The sequence below is a fragment of the Streptomyces sp. JNUCC 64 genome, assembly GCF_054484115.1.
Window position 1 is genome coordinate 2,354,681 of sequence record NZ_CM137015.1, and the last position, 22,489, is coordinate 2,377,169.

The 22,489-nt window shown below is 73.9% G+C and carries 19 protein-coding genes; 12 read left to right on the forward strand and 7 right to left on the reverse strand.

Annotated features, from left to right (window positions below):
* The first annotated feature begins 135 nt into the window (after positions 1-135).
* The 4 genes from ACVWNX_RS09260 to ACVWNX_RS09275 all read left to right on the forward strand — a co-directional run bounded on the left by ACVWNX_RS09260 (position 136) and on the right by ACVWNX_RS09275 (position 4,288).
* Positions 136-1,188: an ABC transporter ATP-binding protein gene (locus tag ACVWNX_RS09260; RefSeq protein WP_454413413.1), complete on the forward strand. Its 1,053-nt coding sequence runs from the start codon at positions 136-138 to the stop codon at positions 1,186-1,188.
* 1 nt (position 1,189) lies between these two features.
* Positions 1,190-1,960 carry an ABC transporter permease gene (locus ACVWNX_RS09265; RefSeq protein ID WP_454413414.1) on the forward strand — a complete coding sequence of 257 codons (771 nt, stop codon included), beginning with the start codon at positions 1,190-1,192 and terminating at the stop codon, positions 1,958-1,960.
* 247 nt (positions 1,961-2,207) lie between these two features.
* Positions 2,208-3,431 carry an ABC transporter ATP-binding protein gene (locus ACVWNX_RS09270; protein ID WP_454413415.1) on the forward strand — a complete coding sequence of 408 codons (1,224 nt, stop codon included), beginning with the start codon at positions 2,208-2,210 and terminating at the stop codon, positions 3,429-3,431.
* A complete protein-coding gene (locus ACVWNX_RS09275) occupies positions 3,431-4,288 on the forward strand; it encodes an ABC transporter permease (protein WP_454413416.1) in 858 nt (285 codons plus the stop codon). The genes ACVWNX_RS09270 and ACVWNX_RS09275 overlap by 1 nt, the downstream gene beginning before the upstream one ends.
* Before the next feature lie 213 nt (positions 4,289-4,501).
* Here the strand turns inward: ACVWNX_RS09275 and ACVWNX_RS09280 are convergent, their stop codons facing one another.
* Positions 4,502-4,834, reverse strand: a complete 333-nt coding sequence (locus ACVWNX_RS09280; protein WP_454413417.1) for an ATP/GTP-binding protein — start codon at positions 4,832-4,834, stop codon at positions 4,502-4,504.
* A gap of 216 nt (positions 4,835-5,050) precedes the next feature.
* On the opposite strand from ACVWNX_RS09280, the gene ACVWNX_RS09285 reads away from it, so the two are divergent.
* Positions 5,051-6,079, forward strand: a complete 1,029-nt coding sequence (locus ACVWNX_RS09285; RefSeq protein ID WP_454413418.1) for an LLM class flavin-dependent oxidoreductase — start codon at positions 5,051-5,053, stop codon at positions 6,077-6,079.
* Between the two features lie 87 nt (positions 6,080-6,166).
* Here the strand turns inward: ACVWNX_RS09285 and ACVWNX_RS09290 are convergent, their stop codons facing one another.
* Positions 6,167-6,559 (reverse strand): SCO5389 family protein, encoded by a 393-nt coding sequence (locus ACVWNX_RS09290; protein WP_454413419.1) that lies wholly within the window; start codon positions 6,557-6,559, stop codon positions 6,167-6,169.
* A 211-nt stretch (positions 6,560-6,770) separates the two neighbouring features.
* Here ACVWNX_RS09290 and nucS point away from each other — a divergent pair, with 211 nt between their 5' ends.
* Positions 6,771-7,442 (forward strand): endonuclease NucS, encoded by a 672-nt coding sequence (gene nucS, locus ACVWNX_RS09295; RefSeq protein ID WP_454413420.1) that lies wholly within the window; start codon positions 6,771-6,773, stop codon positions 7,440-7,442.
* A 341-nt stretch (positions 7,443-7,783) separates the two neighbouring features.
* On the opposite strand, the gene ACVWNX_RS09300 is transcribed toward nucS, so the two are convergent.
* The 4 genes from ACVWNX_RS09300 to ACVWNX_RS09315 all read right to left on the reverse strand — a co-directional run bounded on the left by ACVWNX_RS09300 (position 7,784) and on the right by ACVWNX_RS09315 (position 13,782).
* A complete protein-coding gene (locus ACVWNX_RS09300) occupies positions 7,784-10,693 on the reverse strand; it encodes an ATP-binding protein (protein WP_454413421.1) in 2,910 nt (969 codons plus the stop codon).
* A 239-nt stretch (positions 10,694-10,932) separates the two neighbouring features.
* Entirely contained in the window at positions 10,933-11,256 is a 324-nt protein-coding gene (locus ACVWNX_RS09305) for an STAS domain-containing protein (protein WP_454413422.1), read from the reverse strand.
* A gap of 432 nt (positions 11,257-11,688) precedes the next feature.
* Positions 11,689-12,537: a 3-hydroxyacyl-CoA dehydrogenase family protein gene (locus ACVWNX_RS09310; protein ID WP_454413423.1), complete on the reverse strand. Its 849-nt coding sequence runs from the start codon at positions 12,535-12,537 to the stop codon at positions 11,689-11,691.
* Positions 12,538-13,062: 525 nt separating this feature from the next.
* Entirely contained in the window at positions 13,063-13,782 is a 720-nt protein-coding gene (locus tag ACVWNX_RS09315; RefSeq protein WP_454413424.1) for a TetR/AcrR family transcriptional regulator, read from the reverse strand.
* A 97-nt stretch (positions 13,783-13,879) separates the two neighbouring features.
* Here ACVWNX_RS09315 and ACVWNX_RS09320 point away from each other — a divergent pair, with 97 nt between their 5' ends.
* From ACVWNX_RS09320 to ACVWNX_RS09330, 3 genes are all read left to right on the forward strand, one after another.
* Positions 13,880-14,662, forward strand: coding sequence for an ABC transporter ATP-binding protein (locus tag ACVWNX_RS09320; RefSeq protein WP_454413425.1), 783 nt, complete (start codon positions 13,880-13,882; stop codon positions 14,660-14,662).
* 159 nt (positions 14,663-14,821) lie between these two features.
* A complete protein-coding gene (locus ACVWNX_RS09325; protein WP_454413426.1) occupies positions 14,822-15,580 on the forward strand; it encodes an ABC transporter permease in 759 nt (252 codons plus the stop codon).
* A 94-nt stretch (positions 15,581-15,674) separates the two neighbouring features.
* Positions 15,675-16,247 (forward strand): cob(I)yrinic acid a,c-diamide adenosyltransferase, encoded by a 573-nt coding sequence (locus ACVWNX_RS09330; protein ID WP_454413427.1) that lies wholly within the window; start codon positions 15,675-15,677, stop codon positions 16,245-16,247.
* A 663-nt stretch (positions 16,248-16,910) separates the two neighbouring features.
* Here the strand turns inward: ACVWNX_RS09330 and ACVWNX_RS09335 are convergent.
* On the reverse strand, positions 16,911-17,570 hold the full coding sequence (locus tag ACVWNX_RS09335; protein WP_454413429.1) for a hypothetical protein: 660 nt from the start codon (positions 17,568-17,570) through the stop codon (positions 16,911-16,913).
* A gap of 195 nt (positions 17,571-17,765) precedes the next feature.
* On the opposite strand from ACVWNX_RS09335, the gene ACVWNX_RS09340 reads away from it, so the two are divergent.
* From ACVWNX_RS09340 to ACVWNX_RS09350, 3 genes are all read left to right on the forward strand, one after another.
* Positions 17,766-19,202, forward strand: coding sequence for a sensor histidine kinase (locus ACVWNX_RS09340; RefSeq protein WP_454413430.1), 1,437 nt, complete (start codon positions 17,766-17,768; stop codon positions 19,200-19,202).
* Positions 19,203-19,206: 4 nt separating this feature from the next.
* Entirely contained in the window at positions 19,207-19,857 is a 651-nt protein-coding gene (locus ACVWNX_RS09345; protein ID WP_454413431.1) for a response regulator, read from the forward strand.
* Positions 19,858-20,475: 618 nt separating this feature from the next.
* On the forward strand, positions 20,476-22,311 hold the full coding sequence (locus ACVWNX_RS09350; RefSeq protein WP_454413432.1) for a glycosyl hydrolase family 18 protein: 1,836 nt from the start codon (positions 20,476-20,478) through the stop codon (positions 22,309-22,311).
* Positions 22,312-22,489 lie beyond the last annotated feature (178 nt).

Sequence of the window (22,489 nt, forward strand, 5' to 3'; positions counted from 1 at the left end):
TTCCGTCCCGTGCCCGGCACGGCCCAGGTGGCCGCGCCGGGCACGGGTGCGTCCGGGGGCGGACGCCGGCGGGTGCCCCGGTACGCCCGTGCCGCACAACAGGCACGGGCGAACCCCACGGCTTAGCGTAGGGGGATGATCGAGCTGGAGGGTCTGACGAAGCGGTTCGGTGACAAGCTGGCGGTCGACGGGCTGACGTTCACGGTGCGACCGGGGACCGTCACCGGTTTCCTCGGTCCCAACGGGGCGGGGAAGTCGACCACGATGCGGATGATGCTGGGGCTCGACCACCCCACGGCGGGCCGGGTGCGCATCGACGGCCACTCCTACGAGGAGCTGCCGGATCCGCTCACCGCGATGGGCGCGCTGCTGGACGCCAAGGCGATGCACGGCGGACGCAGCGCCTACCACCATCTGCTGTGTCTGGCGCAGTCCAACGGCATCCCCGGGTCCCGGGTCGGGGAGGTGCTGGACGCGGTCGGGCTGACGGCGGTGGCGCGGAAGAAGGCGAAGGGCTTCTCGCTGGGCATGGGACAGCGGCTCGGGATCGCCGCGGCGCTCCTCGGGGACCCCCGGATCCTGATGTTCGACGAGCCGGTGAACGGGCTCGACCCGGAGGGCATCCACTGGATCCGGCACCTGATGAAGTCGCTGGCCGCCGAGGGCCGCACGGTCTTCGTCTCCTCCCATCTGATGAGCGAGATGGCCCTCACCGCCGACCACCTCGTCGTCATCGGGCAGGGGCGGCTGCTCGCGGACACCTCGATGGCGGACTTCATCCGGGAGAACTCCCGCTCCTACGTCCGGCTGCGCGGCCCCGACCGGGAACGGCTGCTCGACGTGCTGAGCGGCGCCGGGATCACGGTGGTGGAGGCGGCGGACGGGGTGCTGGAGGTGGACGGGCACGGACCGGAGCGGCTGGGCGAGCTGGCCGGGGCGCACGGGGTGACCCTGCACGAGCTGAGCCCGCAGCAGGCGTCGTTGGAGGAGGCGTTCATGCGGCTGACGGCGGGCGCGGTGGAGTACCACGCGCACGACCCGGCCGTCCCCGGCTCCGGGGACGGCGGCGGGGACGGGGTCGGGGTCGGGGACGGGGTCGGGGGCGGGGACGGGGTCGGGGGCGGGGCGCCACCGGCCCGGCCCGGGTGGGGCGAGGGCTGGCGGCGCTCCGGCGGGGAGGGGGGCTGAGATGGCGGCGGCCCAGGTCCTGCGCTCGGAGTGGACCAAGATCCGGTCGGTGGCGTCCACGGTCTGGACGCTGTCGCTGACGTTCGTGGTGACGGTGGGGCTCGGTGTGCTGATCAGCGTGCTGGCCCGGAACGAGTTCGACAATCTGAGTCCGGGCGACCGGCTGTCGTTCGACCCGACGCTGGTGAGCTTCGCGGGGATGACCCTGGGACAGCTCGCGATGATCGTGTTCGGGGTGCTGGTCGTCTCCAACGAGTACAGCACCGGAATGATCCGCACCTCGCTGGCGGCGGTGCCCCGGCGCGGGGTGTTCCTGGCCGGGAAGGTCACCGTGGCGACGGCGCTCGCCCTGGTGGTCGGCGTGCTCACCGCCTTCGCCTCGTTCTTCCTGGGGCAGGCGGCGCTCGGGGAGCACCGCGCCGCGCTCTCCGATCCCGGGGTGCTGCGGGCGGTGATCGGCGGCGGGCTGTACATGACGCTGATCGCGGTGTTCTCGATGGGCGTCGCCACGATGCTGCGCAGTCCGATGCTGGCGCTCGGCATCCTGATGCCGTTCTTCTTCCTGATCTCCGCCATCCTCGGCAACGTGTCCGCGACGAAGAAGGTCGGGCAGTTCCTCCCCGACCAGGCGGGCAGCAAGATCATGGAGGTGGTCCGGCCGCCGGGCGACGACACCCCCTACGGCCCCTGGGGCGGGCTGACGATCATGGTCGTGTGGGTGGTGGTGGCCCTGCTGGGCGGATATCTGCTGCTCAAGCGCCGGGACGCCTGAGCCAGGGCGGCGGGGGCGCGCACCCGCGCGCCTCGGCCCGCGCGCGTCGCGGCCCCGCACGCCGCCCGACGGCCCCCGAAGACCCCCCGGCACGCCCCGAGGGCGGCCCACCGGGCCCCTACAGCGGGTTCCGGCCATCCCACGGAACGTTCCGTTTTGGCCGGAACCGTCAAGCCCCGGATATCCTCCTAATCCTTACGGGGGGCGTCTGCCCCGTCGTCCTGAGCCTGCTGATTGGGTGCGGAGCATGATCGAGGCAGTCGGCCTGACGAAGCGCTACGGCGCCAAGACGGCCGTGTACAACCTTTCCTTCCAGGTGCGCCCCGGTTCGGTGACGGGCTTCCTCGGCCCCAACGGTTCGGGCAAGTCCACGACGATGCGGATGATCCTCGGGCTGGACAACCCCACCGCGGGCCGGGTGACCATCGGCGGCTACCCGTACCGCCAGCTGCCGAACGCGCCGCGCCAGGTGGGGGCACTGCTCGACGCCAAGGCCGTGCACGGCGGACGGCACGCCCGCAACCACCTGCTCTGTCTGGCGCAGCTCTCCGGCATCCCGGCCCGCCGGGTGGACGAGGTGCTCGGGGTGGTGGGCCTCCAGGAGGTGGCCCGCAGGCGCTCCAAGGGCTTCTCGCTGGGCATGGGACAGCGGCTCGGGATCGCCGCGGCGCTCCTCGGGGACCCCCAGGTGCTCCTCTTCGACGAGCCGGTCAACGGTCTCGACCCGGAGGGCATCCTCTGGGTGCGCAACCTGATGAAGTCGCTGGCCGCCGAGGGCCGCACGGTCTTCGTCTCCTCCCATCTGATGAGCGAGATGGCCCTCACCGCCGACCACCTCATCGTGATCGGCCGGGGCCAGCTCCTCGCGGACATGAGCGTGCGGGACTTCATCTCGCACAACTCCGCCGACTTCGCCCGGGTCCGCACCCCCGACGGCGAGCCCGCGCAGCGCGAGAAGCTGACGGCCGCGCTGACCGGGGCGGGCGGCCAGGTGCTGTCCGAGCCGGACGGCGCGCTGCGGGTGATGGGGCTAAAGATGCCGAGGATCAGCGAGCTGGCGCACGGGGCGGACGTCCGGCTCTGGGAGCTGTCCCCGCACCAGGCGTCGCTGGAGGAGGCGTACATGCGGATGACGCAGGGCGTCGTCGACTACCGCTCCACCGACGACCAGCGCGCCGGACTCCAGCAGCCGCTGCCGCCCGGCGCGGTGCCGCAGCCCGCGATGCCGGTCGCCGGACAGGGCCAGCCCGGCTGGTACGCCCCGCCGCCGCCCCAGCAGGGCGGCCAGCCGTTCGCGGCGCCGCAGCCGCCCGCGGGCCCCGGCGCCCAGCCGAACCCGTACGCGGCCCCGGCCGCTCCGGCCGCCCCCGCGCCCCCGGCCGCCCCGCCGGTCCCGGCCGCCCCCGCGCCCCCGGCCGCTCCGGCCGCTCCCCCGGCCACCGCCCCGACGCACACCCCCGAGGTCTCCTGATGAGCACGCCGTCCACGCCGCCCCAGCAGCAGGTCCCGGCGGCCCAGGCCCCGGCCGCCGGATGGCCGTCGCAGCCCGGCGGCGTGTACACCTCGCCGATCCCGATCGCCCGCACCCATCTGGGACACGCCCTCGCCTCCGAGTGGACGAAGATCAAGTCGGTGCGCTCCACGATGTGGACGCTCGGGGTGTTCCTGCTGCTGGTCGTCGGCATCGGCCTGGCGGTCGCCGGGGAGACCACCAACGAGAACTACTCCGAGGTGCCGTACACCGTCCCCGCGTTCTTCGGGCTGATCCTGGGGCAGATCTGTCTGATCACCCTGGGCGTGCTGGTGATCTCCTCCGAGTACGGCACCGGCATGATCCGCACCACGCTGACCGCCTCCCCCGCGCGCTGGCGGGTGCTCGCGGCGAAGCTGATCATCTTCTTCGCGGTGGCGTTCTCGGTGTCGGTCCTCGCGATCGGCTTCGTCGGCCTGGTGACCGCCGGGATGCACGAGGGCAGCGCCAAGATCTCCTGGGCACCCAGCGTCTTCAAGGGCGCCCTGTACGTCTCGCTGGTCGGGGTGCTGTCGGTCGCGGTCGGCGCGATGCTGCGGCACTCGGCGGGCGCGATCACCACCATGCTCGGCGCGGTGCTCGTCCCGGCGATCCTGCCCGCGTTCCTGATGTTCTCCCCCAGCACGGCGAAGATCGGCGAGACCATGATCGACTACGCCGCCCCCAACGCCCTGGCGGAGATCTTCGGACTGAACCCGGGCGAGGGCAGCGGCACCTCGCAGCTGGTCTTCCTGATCGTGCTCACCGCCGCCGCGGTCGCGGGCGCCTTCACCCTGCTCGACCGCCGGGACGTCTGACCGTCCACGCTCCACGGCCGGGGGCCGTCCGGGGACCTCCCCGGGCGGCCCCCGGCCGTTTCACCCGGGAGACCGGGACGAGAGCGGGACCCGTCAGACGGCGGGTCCACCGGGCACGGAGTGAGGGGGCGAGGCGCGCGCACGGGTGTGAAGCGCGTACGGGACCGGTGCCGCCGAGGACGTCGCGCGCGGACACCCGGTCAGCGTCGCGGCTCAGTGGCGCGGGGTGCCCCGACCGCGCTGGGCGCGGCTCTCCCGGCGGTCGCGGGCCCCCCAGCACGCCTTGTGCCAGTGCCGCCGGTCGTCCACGCCCGCGTACTGCGGCCAGGCGACCACATGCGGTACCCCCGACCCGATCACCTGGTCGCAACCGGGGCACCGGTACGTCTTCCCCGCCGTACTGGCACCCGCCACATGGCGTACGGACCACTCCTCGCCGCGCCAGGTCTGGGTGCTCTCGAAACCGCCGTACCGGTCGTGGTCGTCGGCGGAGCCCCTCTCTGCGGAGTCCTTGCCGCCCTTGGGGCGATTGTGGCGCGGGGACACGGGGCACCTCTCGGTCTCGGGAACAACGGACGCGCCGTCAAGCGTACGCGCCGACCAGGAGGGCCGGGGGCGGTCTCATGGGTACGCCATCGGCCCGTAATACCCCGACAATCCGTCAATCTTCCGTTCGGCCGTGCCCTCGGCGCGCGTGGGGCGTTGATGCCGGGTGAGGGAACGAGGGGGAGCACCGGAACACGGTGCGGAGGAGGCGACGGCATGCGCGTGGGAAGTTTCGTACTGGCGGCCCAGTTCCCGGGCCAGGGCCAGGGGGAGGCACTGCACCGGGCGGTGCGGACGGCGGAGGTCGCCGAGGAGTCGGGGCTCGACTCGGTGTGGCTCGCGGAGCACCACTTCGTGCCGTACGGCACCTGCCCCTCGGCGGTCACCCTGGCCGCGCTGCTGCTGGGACGCACCCGGACGCTCCGGGTCGGGACGGCGGTGAGCGTGCTGCCGACGGCCCACCCGGTCGCCCTCGGGGAACAGACCGCGCTGCTGCACCTCGCCTCCGGCGGACGCTTCTCCCTGGGCGTGGGGCGCGGCGGGCCCTGGGTCGACCTGGAGGTGTTCGGCGCGGGCCTGGAGGCGTACGAGAGCGGTTTCCCCGAGTCCCTCGATCTGCTGCTGCGCTGGCTGACGGAGGCCAGGGTCGGCGCACGGACGGAGCGGTTCCAGTTCCGTCCGGTGGACGTCGTACCGCAGTCGGCGCAGGCGTCCTCCGACGGGAAGGGACCGGAAGTCGTCGTCGCCTGCACCTCCCCGGCCTCGGTGCGGCTCGCCGCCGAGCGGGGGCTGCCGATGCTGCTCGGGATGCACGCCTCCGACGAGGAGAAGGCCGGGATGCTCTCGCTGTGGCGGTCCCACGCCCGCGCCCACGGCCGCCCGGCGGAGGAGGTGCTGGGCGCGGCGCACGTCTCGGCGGGCGTCGTCCAGATCGCCGACCGGGACGCCGAGGCGTCCGAAACCCTGCGCAAGGCGATGCCCGGCTGGCTGCGGCAGGGGCTCGCCGCGCACGTCACCGTCGACGGCCGGGCCCGCTCGATGCGCGATCCGGTCGCCTACACGGAACTGCTGTGCTCACTGCACCCGGTGGGCACCCCGCAGTACTGCGCCGACGTCCTCGCGGCCACCTCGGAGCGCACCGGGATCACCCGGTTCGCCCTGCTGACGGAGGGGTCGGGCGAGCTGGCGGCCACCGAGGAGAACGTCCGCAGGCTGGGCGCCGAAGTGCTGCCCCAGCTGCGGTGACCCCGGGCGGCTCCGGCCGCCTCGCCCTCACCGTTCCGGACCTGTCGTGGTGGTGCCGGTCCGGAACAGCGAGTTCGCACGGATCAGTCAGCAGTCCCGCAGCTCCGGCGACTGGTTGAGGAGCTGGTTGCGGATCGAGGTGAAACGGGCCAGCGTCTCGTCCACCGCCGGGTCCAGCGGGAACACCGCCACGCGGTGGCAGTTCTGGAACGCCAGCCGTACGCCGAAGTGCCGCTGGAGCGCGCCGCGAATCGCGTCGCTGGCGAGCGCGCGCAGCAGCTGGCCACGGGCGTGCTCGTCCGGCGGGGGCGTCTGGTTGTCGGCGAACGCGCCGCCGTCCACCTTCAGCTGGGCCACCAGGGAGCTGATCATCTCCCAGGCGAAGGGCAGGGAGGTCCGGACGCAGTCGACGAAGGCGGCTTCGTCGACCTCGCCTCGCTCGGCCTGTTCCAGGAGGGCCGGTGAGACGTCGAGCGACATGGGTTCTCCTCTCGCACCCCCGGTGCCGGGGGTTCACGGACAGGGCGGGAGTCCGCCTACGCAGGGTGCACGCTCCGCGACCTCCCGCGTCCACGGTAAGCATCGTGGCCGGGCGGCACCAGAAGAACGCGGCCACAACCGGCCACTCGCGTACGGGGGCCTTCCAGGGCGAATCGCGTCGGGCGCCCGGTGTCCAGTAGCGTTGCCGACCATGCGTCTCGTCATCGCCCGCTGTTCCGTGGACTACGCCGGCCGGCTCACCGCCCACCTTCCTTCCGCCCCCCGCCTGATCCTGGTCAAGGCGGACGGCAGCGTCTCCATCCACGCGGACGACCGCGCCTACAAACCCCTCAACTGGATGTCACCGCCCTGTGTCCTGAAGGAGGGCACCGGCGAGGACAGCGCGGTGTGGACGGTGGTGAACAAGGCGGGCGAGAAGCTCATCATCACCATGGAGGAGGTCCTCCACGACTCCTCCCACGAGCTGGGCGTGGACCCCGGGCTGATCAAGGACGGGGTGGAGGCCCACCTCCAGGAACTGCTCGCGGACCGCATCGAGACCCTGGGCGAGGGCTACACCCTGATCCGCCGGGAGTACCCGACGGCGATCGGCCCGGTGGACATCCTGTGCCGGGACGCCCAGGGCGCCACCGTCGCGGTGGAGATCAAGCGCCGGGGCGAGATCGACGGGGTCGAGCAGCTGACCCGCTATCTGGAGCTGCTGAACCGGGACCCGCACCTGGCCCCGGTGCGCGGGGTGTTCGCCGCCCAGGAGATCAAGCCGCAGGCCCGGGTGCTGGCGACCGACCGGGGCATCGGCTGCGCGGTCCTCGACTACGACGCGCTGCGCGGCATCGAGGACGACAAGCTCCGGCTGTTCTGACCTGCTCACCGGCTCCGCCGCCGGGGCGGTCCGACGGTTCCGTGACCGCCCGGGCCGCTCCGACGGGCTGCGCCTCCGGCGGTTCCGTGACCACCGCCCGGGCCGCGCCGCCCGCCCCGGCCGTCCTGGAACCGCTCCGGCCGCCGCCGGACCGCTCCGCCCGCCCGTCTCTCCCTCGCCCGGCCACCCCTCGGTGGCCGGGCGTTCCGCGTTCCGACGGGCGTCCGGTTCCCGCAGGCCGCGTGTCCCGTTCCGGGACGCCCGGCCCCTGCGGGGCGCGCCGTCCGCCCGGAGGGGTCCGGAACGTCCCGCCGGAGTGCGCACCCCGACGGGACGTTCCGTCACGGAGTCGGGGGCGTCGCCTCGTCGGGGACGGCGACGGGGGCGCCGCCGGACGGGGCGATCGAGCCGTCGGAGGTGGAGGGCCGGGTCGGGGTGCGGGTCGGGGGCGTGATGGGCGGCCGGGTCGGACGGGTCGGGGCCGAGGAGGTCGGGGCCGTCGGTCCGGGGCTCGACGGGGTGCTCACCGGTGGCGAGGCGGGCGTGGTCGGGGTGCCCGGCCGGGTCGTCGGGGAGCTGGGGCGGCCGGTGGGCTCCGTGGGCCTCCCCCCGGGGCTGGACGCCCCGCTCGTCCCGGGTGCCGGGCTGGTCGGGAGGCTCGGGGCGGAGGGCACCGTCGACGGGGTCGGCGCGGGTCGGACCGGCCGGGCGGTGGAGCCGGTGCGCTGGTCGACCTCCTCGGCCACGTTGCGGGTGTCCTGGGTGGTCGCGGGGGCGACCGGGTCCTCGGCGGCCTCGGGGGTGTCGTCGTCCGGGGCGTCGTCCACGCTCCGGCTGACCGTCGGGTCCGGGCTGACCCGCTCGGCGGGGGAACCGGTGTCGTCGGAGATCACCCCCAGCGTCACCACCGTGCCGAGGACCGCCGCGAGCAGCGCCCCGGCGCCCGTCGCGGCGAGGTTGCGGCGGGCCCCCTGGAGGACGGTCCGGCGCAGCCCGCGCAGCCGCGCGGAGACTCCCCCGGTGCCCGGTGCCTTCGGCGTCCCGGGGGCGCCGGGCACCAGCGGGACGGCCCGGGTGGCGGCGGGCGGCACCGGACGCGGTCCGTACCGCGCCACCAGGACGGTCGGGTCCTCCGGAGCGGTGGCGGACCCCGCGAGGGGACCGGCGGGTCCGCCGGAGCGGTCCGTCAGCAGGGCCAGCGCCCGGCGTCCGGCGACGGCTCCGCGCCGGTCCGCGACCGCGGCGCGCATCGCGACGGACGCCTCCAGTTCGGCGCGGGCCCGCCCGAACTGGCCCGCGCAGAGCGCGAGGACGCCCAGCTCGTGGTGGAAGTACGCTTCCTCGCCGATCTCCCCGGTGTGCCGGGCGGCCTCGACGCCGAGGCGCAGCACGGCCTCCCAGGCGCTCCAGTCGCCCCCGGCGGCCAGGACGGGCGCGGCGGCCCGGGCCAGTCCGACGGGCGCGCTGGGGCCGTCGTCAGCGGCCGGGTCCAGCGGCTCGGCCCGGCCGTCGCCCGCCCCGGCGGCGGTGAGCGCGGCCAGGGCGGCGAGGACGGCGTCCCCCTCGGCGGCGACCCGGCGGGGCGCGACCGAGGGGTGTCCGGCCCACCAGGCGTAGTGGCGGGCGACGACCAGGGCGTGCCGTCCGGTGGTGTCGTCGGGGGCGTCCGTGCCGTCGTCGGGGTATCCGGCGGCCACCAGTTGGGCGCGGACCCCGGGGGCGAGGCGGTGCCGGGCGCCGACGGGGGTGACCAGCGCGGCGGTGACGAGTTCGGTGAGCGCGGCGTCGGCGTGGGTGTCGCCGATCAGGGCGGGCAGATGGGCCTGGTGCGGGACCTCGCCGTCCAGGACGACGGCGAACCGCAGCGCGGCGCGCGCCGCCTCGCTGAGCCCGGCGGCGAGCAGCGCGGCGGGCGCGGCGCCCTCCGCGAGGGAGGGCAGCGGCGGCGGGGCCGGGTCGCCGGGGGCGTCGTCCGCCCGGTCCGGGTCCCCGGGGGTCCCGGTGGCGGCGGCCGTGGCCTCGTCGTCGGTGTCCACGGCGTCCGCCACGTCCGCGGCGACGGCCGCGTCGCGGTGCCGCAGCAGCGCCCCGGCCTGGACGAACCGCAGGGGCAGTCCCTCGGATTCGAACCAGAGGTCTCCGGCCCAGTTGGTCTCGGCCTCGGTGAGGGCGCGTCCGGTGGCGCGGGCCAGGAGTTCGGTGCTGGCGGCGCGGCTCAGACCGGCCAGGGTCAGTTCGTCGACGGGGGCGTCGGCGGAGGGGGCGGGGGTGCCGGGGGCCACCGCGCAGAGGAACGCGCACTCGGGGGTGGCGTCGAGGAGTTCGTCGAGGGGGCCGCCGCCGAAGGCGAGGTCGTCGATGACGACGACGGCGCCGATGTCCCGGACGCGGTCGAGCAGCGCGGCCCGGTCGGGCCGGTGGCCGGTGCCGTCGAAGACGGCCGCGTACAGCTCGTACAGCAGGTCGGTGGCGGTCCTGCGGTAGCCGGTGAGCCGGACGACGCCGTCCGGGGCGAGGTCCGCGCACGCCTCCGCGACGGCGTCGAGGAGGGCGGTCCGCCCGGATCCGGCGGCTCCGCCGAGCCGTACCGAGCGGCCCTGGGAGAGGAGTTCGACCAGCCGGTCGTGCTCGTCCTCGCGCTCCAGCAGGACCGGGCGGTCGGGGGCGGGGCCGGAGGGGACGGGCGCGGTGGCGGAGCGACGGGCCTCCTGGCGGGCCTCGGCGCCGTACCGGACGGGCGGCCCGGGGAGTTCGCCGGGCGGGCAGGTCTCGATCTCGCTGCCGTCCACCGGGTTGATGGTGAGCAGCAGGTCCCCGGCGATCAGCCGGACCGGGCCGCGGGCGGTGTGCGGGGCGCCGGGGTCGGGGGTGAGCGGGTCGCGGGGCGGCCGGGGACGGGACGCGGCCACGGGGCCGGGTATCGGCTCGGGGGCCCGGGGGGCGACGGGCACCGGCGGGGCGGCGGGCTTGCGGAGGGCGGGCGGCGCGGGCCGGGCGGGCGGCGCGGAGGGCCGGGGCGGGCCGTCGACGGACGCGGCGGCCTGCACGCCCCGGGGCGCACCGCCGGGCGGGCTGTCGTACGGGGCGTCGTCGTGCGGGCTGTCGGAGGGCCCGTGGGACGGGTCCGGGTGCCGGGGGCCGTCGGGGCCGGAAGTGGCCGGAACGCGACGGTCGGGTCCGGCGCCGCGCGCCGTCCGGTCGCCGGAGCCGTCCTGACCGTGCCGCTCCGGTTCCCGGTTCGTCGGGTCCATGCTTCCTCAGCCCCCCAAGAGCCTCGTGGTACCGCGCAAGAGCGCCGTGGAACCGCGCCCCGCCCGGCGGCCCGCGCCCGGCGCGTCGGCACGGGCGCGGTTCCCCCTCCCCGTCGGTCCGTCCGCACGGGCGGCGGACGGGACGGGGGTCGGGGCACTGGATCTCGCGACAGTATCCCCGAACGGACGTGCTACGGGGGGCCGTGGACGTCACAGTCCGATGAGAATCGAACGCGCGGTCATACGCGGGGCAGCGACTCCAGGCCGATGCCGCCCTCGATGGCGAGGATGCGGTGCAGCCGGGTGGCCACCAGGAGCCGCTGCATCTGGGGAGGGACGTCGCGCAGGACGAGCCGACGGCCGTTGCGGCCCGCGCGCCGGTGGGCGCCCATGATGACGCCGAGGCCGGTGGCGTCCCAGGAGTCGAGCTCGGACAGGTCGAGCACCAGGTCACCGGTGCCGTCGTCGACCGCCGCGTGCAGGACCGTACGGGCGTCCGCCGCGCTGCGGACGTCGAGGCGGCCCCCGACGACCAGCTCGGCGTGGTCGCCCCTGATGTACATATGCGCTCCCCGTGTTCCGTGGCCGTGACCGTGGTCGGCGATGTGGTCCGTATGGGTGATCCGTTGCTGTCCGGCTATGTCACTGCAACTGACTGCCGGTGAGCGACCCTAGTTGCTGGTTGTAAGCGAACCGATATCGAATTCACTCCGAGGGGTGATCCCCGGGGTGACGCGGTGTCATACCGGTGCCGCGGTCCGGGGCGTCGCCCGCCCCCGGACCACGGGTCCGCGCCGCCCCTCCGCCGGGACCGCGCGGGCCGTTCGGCCGGTGCGTCGGCGGAGGGCGCCGAGGGGTGTCCGGCGGGGGTGCCGGTGGTCGCTCGGTGAGCGCCCGGTACTGCTGGGCGAGCGCTCGACGGGTGCTCGGTGGGTGCTCGCCGAGGAGTGCTCGGTGGATGCCCGGTGGGTGCTCGATGGGTGCTTCGTGGGTGCTCAGTGGGTGTAGAAGCCCCGGCCGCTCTTGCGGCCGAGGTCACCGGCGTCGACCATGCGGCGCATCTGCTCGGGCGCGGCGAACTTCTCGTCCCTCGACTCGGTGTAGATGTTGTCGCTGGCGTGCAGCAGGACGTCGACCCCGGTGAGGTCGGCGGTGGCCAGCGGCCCCATGGCGTGGCCGAAGCCCAGCTTGCACGCGAGGTCGATGTCCTCGGCGCTGGCCACCCCCGCCTCGTGCAGCTTGGCCGCCTCGACCACGAGGGCGGAGATGAGCCGGGTGGTGACGAAGCCCGCGACGTCGCGGTTGACGACGACGCAGGTCTTGCCGACGGACTCGGCGAACTCCCGGGCGGTGGCCAGGGTCTCGTCGCTGGTCTTGTAGCCGCGGACGAGTTCGCACAGCCGCATCAGCGGGACGGGCGAGAAGAAGTGGGTGCCGACGACGCGTTCGGGGCGCTCGGTGACCGCCGCGATCTTCGTGATCGGGATGGCCGAGGTGTTGGAGGCGAGGACGGCGTCGTCCCGGACGAGCCGGTCGAGGGCGCGGAAGATCTCGTGCTTGACCTCCAGCTTCTCGTAGACCGCCTCCACCACCAGATCGGCGTCGGCCACCGCGTCCAGATCGGTGGTGGTGGTGATCCGGGCGAGCGCGGCCCCCGCGTCGGCGGCGTCCAGCTCGCCCTTGGCGACGAACTTGCCGTACGACGCCTCGATGGCGTCGGTACCGCGCGTCAGCGCCTCGTCCGTGACGTCGCGCAGGACGACGTCCCAGCCCGCCCGCGCGGACACCTGCGCGATTCCGGAACCCATCAGACCGGCTCCGATGACGGCCAGCTTCCGTGCCACGTTGCACCCCTCACCGCTGTTGACGTGTGTTCTCCGCGTCGTCCGCGTTGTGCGCGCCGTCCGCGTCCTTCGTCTCTCCGTACGCCGTCCGCGCCCGGTACGCGCCGACCGCGCCTGCCGCCTCGCCGCCGGCCGACCGTCCGCTCCCGCGTCCGTGTCGTCGGCGCCGTCTCGTCGGTGGCGCCGTCGCTCCCGTGCGGTCCGCCGGGGGCCGTTGGTCGTTCCCCCCGGTCGTCCCGCGCCGGTCGGCGCCGGTCGTCCTGTCCTGCCGGGGCGTCCGGGTCACCCGGCGCCCGCCGGATCCCTCCGGCACCGCCGGACGTCCGTCGCGTGGACGCGCGCCGGTGTCACCCGGTGTCCGCCCGCGCTCACCACAGCGCCCTTCCGGCGGACCTTAGCGGCCCCGAAGGCCCCCGTGGAGGGGAAGAGATGCGTGTCACGCCCCGAATGACGGAGATCACACCGCTTGCCCCGTCCGGACCGCCGCGCGCCGCGCCCGCTCACCGCCCTCCCGCGCGACCCGGGTCATCCCTCGTCGCGGACGGCGTAGTTGAGGACCCGTTCGCCGAGCAGCTCCTCCATGTCGTCGAGGGCGTCCAGGGCGTCCCGGGAGACCGCCTCGGGGGTGCCGCCCCCGATGAGCCCGCCGCGGATGACCTCCATCACCGTGCGGTGCACCCAGTCGATCTGCCCCGCCATCAGGCCGGGCAGCCGGTCCCCGGTGGCGGCGCCGGTCTCCTCCCGGAGGGTCCGCTCCAGGTGGGTGAACATCTGCTGGTCCAGCAGGTGCACCCGGGCGCGCAGCGCCGCCGCGTCCTCCATCACGACGAGGAACCGGTCGTACCCCTCGGCCAGTCCGACCCGGGGCGAGACCGCCTCGACCTCCGCGCGCAGCTGCCGCAGGACGGCCCGCGCGGCGGACTCCCCCGGGTGTCTGCCGCGCACCCATCCGGCGAGCCGGTCCACGAGGTCGGGCGCCCGGTCGAGGAACAGGTCCTCCTTGGCCGGGAAGTAGTTGTACACGGTGTTGACCGAGACGTCGGCGGCCTCGGCGATCTCCGCGATGGTGACGGCGTCGAAGCCGCGTTCGAGGAAGAGTCCGGTCGCGGTGTCCGAGATGTGCTGCCGGGTCCGGCGCTTCTTGCGCTCCCGCAGCCCCTCACGCGCACCCTCCGCCCCACCTGGCGCTTCCGCCCTTCCCGGCGTGTCCGTCTCCCCCGGTGTGCCCGTCCGCGCGTCAGCCATGGCGCCACCCTAGCGAGCCCGGAGGCATCCCCCTCGTTCGAGTGACCCCAATCTTGGAGGCATTGCAAAATTCAATGGACCCTGTTTTCCTGGATCCATGACCGCCATCACCACGTCCGGCCTCGCCCGGACCTTCGCCACGCCCCGGGGACCGGTGGAAGCCGTCCGGGGCGTCGACCTCACCGTCCGGCGCGGCGAGATCCTCGGACTCCTCGGCCCCAACGGCGCGGGGAAGACCACCACCCTGCGGATGCTGACGACCCTGCTGCCGCCGACCTCCGGCTCCGCCACCGTCGCGGGCCACGATCTGGCGGCCGACCCCGCGGGCGTCCGCGCCCGCTCGGGATACGTCGCCCAGTCCGGCGGCCTCGATCCCGCGCTGACCGCCCGGGAGGAGCTGGTCACCCAGGCCCGGCTGCACCGGCTGGGCCGGGACGAGGCCGTGGCCCGCGCCGCCGCGCTCGCCGCCGAACTGGGGCTGGAGGGAGTACTCGACCGGCCCTGCGGCGCCCTCTCCGGCGGCCAGCGGCGCCGCTTGGACCTCGCGATGGGACTGGTCCACCACCCCGAAGTCCTCTTCCTGGACGAGCCGACGACCGGACTCGACCCGGCCGGGCGCGCCCTGCTGTGGGAGCTGGTCCGCTCGGTGCGCGACACCCACGGCACCACCGTCGTCCTCACCACCCACTACCTCGACGAGGCGGACGCCCTCGCCGACCGGCTGGTCGTCATCGACCGGGGCGTGGTCGTCGCGGACGGCACCCCGACCGCGCTCAAACTGGCGCACGCCGGATCGATCGACGCCTCCCTCCAGGACGCCTTCCTGGCCCTCACGGGACGGACCGCGCTCTCCCGCGACCCCGCCCCGCTCGCCGTCTGACCAACCGCCTCCTCATCTCCCGCGCGAGCCCCGCGCCACCCGCGCACCCTCCCCTGCACTGGCCCCTCGCCCTCGCCCCTTGCTCCCTGGTCCCTGGTCCCGGCCAACCGCCTGCCTCCCGTCTCCCGTCTCCCGTCTCCCGTCTCCCGGAGGAGCCTCGTGCCCGCCGCCCTGTTCACCGACACCGCGCTGATCTTCGGCCGGTACGCCCGCAAACTGCTGCGCTCCCGGTTCCAGATGCTGTTCGGGCTGACGATGCCGCTGCTCTACCTCGTCCTCTTCGGCCCGCTGCTCACCGGGTTACCGCTCGGGGAGGGGGCGGACTCCTGGCGGGTGCTGACCCCGGGACTGCTGCTCCAGCTGGCGTTGTTCGGCGCCTCCTTCGCCGGGCTCTCCGTGATGGTCGAGAAGGGCCAGGGGGTGACCGACCGGATGCGGGCCACCCCCGTCAGCAGACTGGCGCTGCTCCTCGGGCGGGTGCTGCTGGACGCCGCGCTGCTGACCACCCAATCGGTCCTGGTGGTCCTGGCCGCCCTGGCGATGGGGCTGCGCGCGCCGCTCGCGGGGGTGCTCATAGGGTTCGCGTTCGTGGCGGTGCTGACGGTGGCGCTGGGCTCGCTGTCGTACGCGCTGGCGCTGCGGATCACGGCGGCCCACCAGTTCGCGCCGACCGTGAACGCGGTGGCCCTTCCGGTGATGCTGCTGTCGGGGCTGATGCTGCCCATGTCCCTCGCCCCCGGATGGCTGGACGCCCTGTCCCGGGCGGTGCCGCTGCGCTACCTGGTGGAGGCGGTGCGCGACGGATACGCGGGGCGGTACGCCACCGGGGACATGCTGTACGGGACGCTGGTCGCCCTGGGGACGGCCCTGGTGGCCATGGCGGTGGGCACCCGGGTCTTCCGGGAAGGCCGGGCGTGACCGGGCGGAGTGCCCGACCGGACGGCAGGAGACGGTCGGACAGACCAGGCGGACCGGACGGACGGGGCGCGCCGGGCGTCATTACGCTGGACCCATGGTCAATCTGACGCGCATCTACACCAGGACCGGGGACCAGGGCACCACCAGCCTCGGAGACATGAGCCGCACGGCCAAGACGGATCTCCGCATCGCCGCCTACGCCGATGCCAACGAGGCCAACGCGGTCCTGGGCACCGCCCTGGCCCTCGGCAACCTCGACGAGGACGTCGTCGCCGTCCTCACCCGGGTGCAGAACGACCTCTTCGACGTCGGGGCCGACCTCTCGACCCCCGTGGTCGAGGCCCCTGAGTTCCCGCCGCTGCGGGTGGAGCAGTTCTACGTCGACCGACTGGAGGAGGACTGCGACCGGTTCAACGAACGGCTCAGCAAGCTGCGCAGCTTCATCCTGCCGGGCGGCACCCCCGGCGCGGCGCTGCTGCACCAGGCGTGCACCGTGGTCCGCCGGGCCGAGCGGTCCACCTGGGCGGCGCTGGAGTCGCACGGCGAGACCATGAACCCGCTCACCGCCACCTACCTCAACCGTCTCTCCGACCTGCTGTTCATCCTGGCCCGGGTCGCCAACACCGAGAACGGCGACGTGCTGTGGGTGCCCGGCGGCGAACGCTGAGGCCCGTCCCGGGCGGCGGAAGGGAGGACGGGCCCCCGGGCCCGCTCCGGACGGAGGGCTGAGCGGGCGGCCCGGGTTCCCTCCGGTGGACGCGTCCTCACCGGAGGCCGCAGCCCCTCCAGCGGACGCGACCTCAGGCGGCAACGGACGCGCCCCTCAGCCGACCCGGCCCCGCCAACGGACCCGGCCCCTCCGGAGGTCACGGCCCGCTCCGTCCAAAGTCCGCGCGGCCACCGGCCCGTCCCTCCTTCCGTCACCCTTGCCCGCGACTTCCGCCCGACGCGGTCGGCCCCCTCACCGAGGGACAGTGTGGTGCGGGACGAGCGGGAGCAGGCCGCGCACCTCGCGAACATGCTCCGGGTCTTCGACCGGGAGGGCTTCCTCGCGTCCACCGTGTACGGGTTCGTCGCGCCGGACCTGCCCCACTCCGCGGACCCCCGCCGCGACCTGGACACGGGCTCCTTCTCCGTGGTGAAGGCGATCCGCCGGGAGCACTCCGACCCGCGCTCGCCCTACCGCTGGGAGCCCAAGCTCTCGTTCCACGCCCTCGCCCGGCACAACCGCCGGGCACCCCGAGCCCCCGCCGGAGGGACCGGTTCCCCGGGCCCGGCCCCCAGGGGGTGTCCGTCAGACACTCCCCGGGCGTCCGAGCACCTCGGTACCTCAGTCCCTCCGGGACCCGACGTCCATGGACTTCCCGTCCACCGGACCGCCCGGCCGGGGGCCGTCCGGCGGGGAGCCGTCCGAGGGGTCGCGGTCGGACGCGCCGCCTCCGGACGCGTCACCACCCGACGGGGCCTTCGCGGGCCAGACGGTGTAGACGAGGGCGACGATCCCGTGGATGAGGGCGGCCCTGACGGCCGCGCCCTGCCAGCCCCGCAGCGACGAGACGTCCCCGGAGTCCCCCACGTACCAGACGGCGCCCTGGAGCAGCGCGCAGGCCACCACGGCGGCCACCAGCGTCCGCACCCACAGCGACCACTCGTGGCGGGCCCGGGCCCGCCCGTACTTCGGGGGCGCGACCGGCGGCGGACCGCCCGCGAACCGGTGCTGGAAGCGGGCGTCCACCCGGGTGATCATGTAGTGCCCGTACCCGACGGTGAAGCCGATGTAGAGCGCGGCGAGCCCGTGCTTCCAGTCCGGTTCCGCCCCGTTGCTCAGATCGACTGCGGTGACGACGAGGAGCACCACTTCGAGCAGCGGCTCGCACAGCAGCACGGCCGCGCCCAGCCGGGGCATCCCCGCCAGGTACCGCAGGACCAGCCCGAGCCCCAGCAGGACCCAGAAACCGACCTCACAAATGACGATCAGTGTGACGATCACGGTCCGCTTCCTCCGTCGACCCCGTGTGACCCCGGACGCTCCCCGCCGGGCCTGTTCCCATGCTCGGCTCCGGAACGGCCCGGATCGTCGTCACCGGGGCCGAGGTGCCACTGCATCCTTGGGTGTACTGCCGCCGCGCCCCGCTCCGACCGTCCGGCGATGACCGCGCGGCCGGGTGCGTGTTGGATAGGGGGTATGCCGTCCTCGTCCGATTCGCCCGCCCCCTGGAACCGGCGCAGCCGCCGACTGCCCCCGTTCCTGACGGCCGACGCCCAGCGGCTCGGCAACGTCGTCGGGCTGTCCGGGCTGCTCGGCGGGCTGGTGATGTGGGCGCTGGGACTGCACACCCAGCCGGACCGGCCGCTCGGCGGGGCCTGGGTCCTGGTGCCGCTGATCGTGATGGCGGCGATGGAGACCCAGCGGCAGATCCGGCCGTCGCTCGCGCTCAAGATCGGCACCCTCGCGCTGGTCGCCGACCAGTTCACCACCGGCAGCCTGGCGACCCTGGTGATGTTCACCGACCTCGTCTACGCGGCCGTCCTCTACGGCACGCCCACGGACGCCCGCCGCATCCCGGTGCGGTGCGTACTGATCTCGGTGGCGGCCACGATCGGTTTCCTGGCCTGGTTCCGCAGCCCCGAGGCGTTGCTGATCGGGGTGATGACGGCCGTGGTCTCCGTCTTCCCCGCCACCACCGGGGTGCTGGTCCGCAACAACCGGGAGATCGCGGAGGCCGAGCGGCTGCGCGCCGAGCAGACCGCGCTGCTCGCCGAGATGGACCGCACCCAGGCGGTGAGCGCCGAACGCGCCCGGATGGCCCGTGAACTCCACGACATGGTCGCCAACCACCTGTCGGCCATCGCCATCCACTCGACGGCCGCGCTCTCCCTGGACGACGAGTCCACCAGCCGGACCGCGCTGGGCGTCATCCGGGAGAACAGCGTCGCCGGGCTGGCCGAGATGCGCCGTCTGATCGGGCTGCTGAGGGACTCCTCCGGGGATCTGGAGCCCGCGGCGGCACCCACCCTCGACGGGCTGGAGGCGCTGGTCGACGGGGCCCGCGCCAACGGGCTGGACGTCACGCTGGAGGACGCGCGCCCCCCGCACGGGTCCCGGCTGCCCGCGCCGGTGGAACTGGCCGCGTACCGGATCGTGCAGGAGTCCCTGACCAACGCCCTCAAGCACGCCGCGCCCGGCCGGGTGAGGGTCCGGCTGGCCCGTGACGCCCACGCCCTGACCGTGGCGGTCATCAGCCCGTTCGGGCACCGGGACGGTCCCCGGGCGCCCGGCTCCGGGGCCGGACTGATCGGCATGAGGGAGCGGGTGGCGCTGCTGGACGGCAGCTTCCAGGCGGGCCCGGAGGCGGTGCGCGGGGGCCCGGACGGCACCGGCCGGGGCGGGAGTCCCGACGGCGGCACCGGCCCCGACGTCCCGGGCGCACCGGCCTGCCTGGCGGACGGCAAGGTCTGGCACGTCCGCGCGGTCTTCCCGGTCCACGCCACCGGCCCCGAGAACGGCACCACCGGCCCGTCCGACCCGCCGGGCGCCCCGAACAGCGCGTCCGGCACGTCCAGCACGAGAGACACGTCCGGCACGGGTGACCCATCGGTCCCGTCCGGCCAAGGAGAGTGACCCCATGATCCGTGTACTCGTCGCCGAGGACCAGTCCGCCGTCCGGGCCGGACTGGTCCTCATCCTGGGCAGCGCGCCGGACATCGAGGTGGTGGGCGAGGCCGAGAACGGGCAGCGGGCCGTCGAACTCGCCCGGGAGCTACGGCCGGACGTGGTGCTGATGGACGTGCAGATGCCGGTGCTCGACGGGGTGTCCGCGACCCGGCAGGTGGTCGCGGAGTCGCTGGCGGACGTCCTGGTCCTGACCACCTTCGACCTGGACGAGTACGTGTTCGGGGCGCTGCGCGCCGGGGCCTCGGGGTTCCTGTTGAAGAACAGCGAGGCCCGGGAGCTGCTGACGGCGGTGCGGACCGTGGGACGCGGCGAGGGGATGATCGCCCCGGCGGTGACCCGGCGGCTGATCGCGGAGTTCGCCAGCCCCCGCCCCGGCCTCGGTGTCCCCGCGCCGGACCTGACGGTGCTGGACCCGCTCACCCGACGGGAACGGGAGGTGTTCCGGTGCCTCGGGGAGGGGTTGTCCAACGCGGAGATCGCGGTGCGGCTGGAGATGGCCGAGGCGACGGTCAAGACGCATGTCAGCCGGATGTTGGGGAAATTGGCGCTGCGCAGCCGGGTGCAGGCGGCGGTGCTCGCCCGGGAGCTGGGCCTGTGCTGACGTCCCGGGCCCCGCGCCGCTGACCCACCGTGAGCGTCCGGCCCCGGAACCGCGCCCCGGCCGGCGGAGGCGCACCGCACCCCGCCGCCCACCCCGCCGGACGCCCCCACCGGACGCGTCGGCACCCCGCCGGCGCCCGGAACCGACGCGACGTCACCGACCGGGACGGCCGGTGACGGAAACACCCGGTGACGGCGCCGGCGCCCCCTCAGCCCCGGTGTGACGAGCGCCACCCACCGCCCCGGACCTGGGATGACGCGTTCCGTACGGTCCCCGGCGGCGGGCGATACCCGGAAGTGGCGCGTGCGGCGCGCCCCGGAGTGTCACAGTGGGTCGCGAAGCCGGGAGTTGGAAGAGACCGGGGGGCATCACCGTCTTGTGTGACGGATGGTGAGCAGGCGTCAGTTGGGGAAGTCTTGGTGTTCCCAACGCCCTGACCTGCGAACCCCTCTCCTCTCTGGTCCAGACCTCTTGACCGATGGTCCAGACCTTTCTATTCTCGCGGCACTGCGGTGAGCGTGTCATGGCCATGAGAGCCATTACGGCGCGTACTCACGGGCGGCGCAGGTTTGGGTTCCACCATCCCCACATACCGGACTCATCCCAAGGAGGCGCAGCATGCGCTTCAGACACAAGGCTGTGGCAGGGCTCGCGACCCTGGCACTGCCCTTTGCCGCTATGGTCGGCCTGGCTACGCCGGCCGCTGCGGCGACCAGTGCCACCGCCACCTTCACCAAGACCCAGGACTGGGGCAGCGGTTTCGGCGGCAGTTGGACCATCAAGAACACCGGTACCACCGCGCTCAGCTCCTGGACCGTGGAGTGGGACTTCCCCACTGGCACCAAGGTCGGTTCGGCCTGGGACGCCACCGTCACCAACAACGGCAACCGCTGGACCGCGAAGAACCTCGGCTGGAACGGGTCGATCGACCCGGGCAAGTCGCTCACCTTCGGGTTCAACGGCATCGGCCCGGGTTCCCCCAGCAACTGTTCTCTGAACGGCAACTCCTGTGACGGCGTGGTCGTCCCGGGTGACGAGCCCCCCACGGCTCCGGGCACCCCGACCGCCTCCGCCGTGACGGACACCTCGGCCAAGCTGACGTGGGCGCCCTCGAAGGACGACAAGGGCGTCAAGGAGTACGACGTCATCCGTGACGGTGCGACGGTCGCGACCGTCCCGCACCCCGCGACCGGCGACGTGACCTACACGGACAACAAGCTCGTGGCGGGCACGGACTACTCCTTCACCGTGCAGGCCCGTGACACCGGCAACCAGACCGGTCCGGTCAGTGGCGCCGTCGCGGTCCGCACCACCGGTGGCGACCCGGGCGGCAACCCCGGCAAGCAGATCAAGATGGGTTACTTCACCCAGTGGGGCGTCTACGGGCGCAACTACCACGTGAAGAACCTGGACACCTCCGGTACCGCGGCGAAGATCACGCACATCAACTACGCGTTCGCCAACGTCGTGAACGGTCGCTGTGTCATCGGCGACGCGTACGCGGACTACGAGAAGGCGTACACGGCGGACCAGTCCGTCGACGGTGTCGCGGACACCTGGGACCAGCCCCTGCGCGGTAACTTCAACCAGCTGCGCAAGCTGAAGGCCAAGTACCCGCACCTGAAGATCCTCTTCTCCATCGGTGGCTGGACCTGGTCCGGCGGCTTCACCCAGGCCGCGCAGAACCCGACCGCCTTCGCGCAGTCCTGCTACGACATGGTCGAGGACCCCCGCTGGGCCGATGTCTTCGACGGCATCGACCTGGACTGGGAGTACCCGAACGCCTGTGGTCTCACCTGTGACACCAGCGGCCGGGACGCCCTGAAGAAGCTGGCCTCGGCCACCCGTGCCAAGTTCGGTGCCAACAACCTGGTCACCGCCGCGATCACCGCTGACGGCTCCGCCAACGGCAAGATCGACGCGACCGACTACGCCGGCGCCTCCGCGTCCTTCGACTGGTACAACGTCATGTCGTACGACTTCTTCGGCGCCTGGGCGGCGAAGGGCCCGACGGCCCCGCACTCCCCGCTGACGACGTACAACGGCATCCCGAAGGAGGGCTTCACCTCCGCTGACGCCATCAGCAAGCTGAAGGCCCAGGGCGTTCCGGACAAGAAGCTCCTGCTCGGCATCGGCTTCTACGGCCGCGGCTGGACGGGCGTCACCCAGGACGCGCCGGGCGGCACCGCCACCGGGCCCGCCCAGGGCACCTACGAGCAGGGCATCGAGGACTACAAGGTCCTCAAGAACACCTGCCCGTCGACCGGGACCATCGCCGGCACCGCCTACGCCAAGTGCGGCAACAACTGGTGGAGCTACGACACCCCCGCCACCATCAAGACCAAGATGGCGTGGGCCAAGAACCAGAAGCTCGGCGGCGCCTTCTTCTGGTCCGCTGACGGCGACACCGCCAACGGCGAGCTCATCACCGCGCTCGACGCCGGTCTGAAGTAAACCCGTCGTCGGGGGTGCCGGTCCCACATCGGCGCCCCCGGCCACGGCGGGCCGGTCCCAGACCGGCCGCAGAGACGAAGCCGGGGAGTCAGGAACGCCCCCCGCCTCCCCGGCTTCCCGCCCGGTACGCCCAGCGCGTACCGGGCACACTCATGTCCGGGGCCGCGCCGGAACCACC

Bases quoted from the DNA above. Each gene is read 5' to 3' on its own strand.
- ACVWNX_RS09260 (WP_454413413.1), top strand. From the start codon at position 136: ATGATCGAGCTGGAGGGTCTGACGAAGCGGTTCGGTGACAAGCTGGCG.
- ACVWNX_RS09265 (WP_454413414.1), top strand. From the start codon at position 1,190: ATGGCGGCGGCCCAGGTCCTGCGCTCGGAGTGGACCAAGATCCGGTCG.
- ACVWNX_RS09270 (WP_454413415.1), top strand. From the start codon at position 2,208: ATGATCGAGGCAGTCGGCCTGACGAAGCGCTACGGCGCCAAGACGGCC.
- ACVWNX_RS09275 (WP_454413416.1), top strand. From the start codon at position 3,431: ATGAGCACGCCGTCCACGCCGCCCCAGCAGCAGGTCCCGGCGGCCCAG.
- ACVWNX_RS09285 (WP_454413418.1), top strand. From the start codon at position 5,051: ATGCGCGTGGGAAGTTTCGTACTGGCGGCCCAGTTCCCGGGCCAGGGC.
- ACVWNX_RS09290 (WP_454413419.1), bottom strand. From the start codon at position 6,559: ATGTCGCTCGACGTCTCACCGGCCCTCCTGGAACAGGCCGAGCGAGGC.
- nucS (WP_454413420.1), top strand. From the start codon at position 6,771: ATGCGTCTCGTCATCGCCCGCTGTTCCGTGGACTACGCCGGCCGGCTC.
- ACVWNX_RS09300 (WP_454413421.1), bottom strand. From the start codon at position 10,693: ATGGACCCGACGAACCGGGAACCGGAGCGGCACGGTCAGGACGGCTCC.
- ACVWNX_RS09305 (WP_454413422.1), bottom strand. From the start codon at position 11,256: ATGTACATCAGGGGCGACCACGCCGAGCTGGTCGTCGGGGGCCGCCTC.
- ACVWNX_RS09315 (WP_454413424.1), bottom strand. From the start codon at position 13,782: ATGGCTGACGCGCGGACGGGCACACCGGGGGAGACGGACACGCCGGGA.
- ACVWNX_RS09320 (WP_454413425.1), top strand. From the start codon at position 13,880: ATGACCGCCATCACCACGTCCGGCCTCGCCCGGACCTTCGCCACGCCC.
- ACVWNX_RS09330 (WP_454413427.1), top strand. From the start codon at position 15,675: ATGGTCAATCTGACGCGCATCTACACCAGGACCGGGGACCAGGGCACC.
- ACVWNX_RS09340 (WP_454413430.1), top strand. From the start codon at position 17,766: ATGCCGTCCTCGTCCGATTCGCCCGCCCCCTGGAACCGGCGCAGCCGC.
- ACVWNX_RS09345 (WP_454413431.1), top strand. From the start codon at position 19,207: ATGATCCGTGTACTCGTCGCCGAGGACCAGTCCGCCGTCCGGGCCGGA.
- ACVWNX_RS09350 (WP_454413432.1), top strand. From the start codon at position 20,476: ATGCGCTTCAGACACAAGGCTGTGGCAGGGCTCGCGACCCTGGCACTG.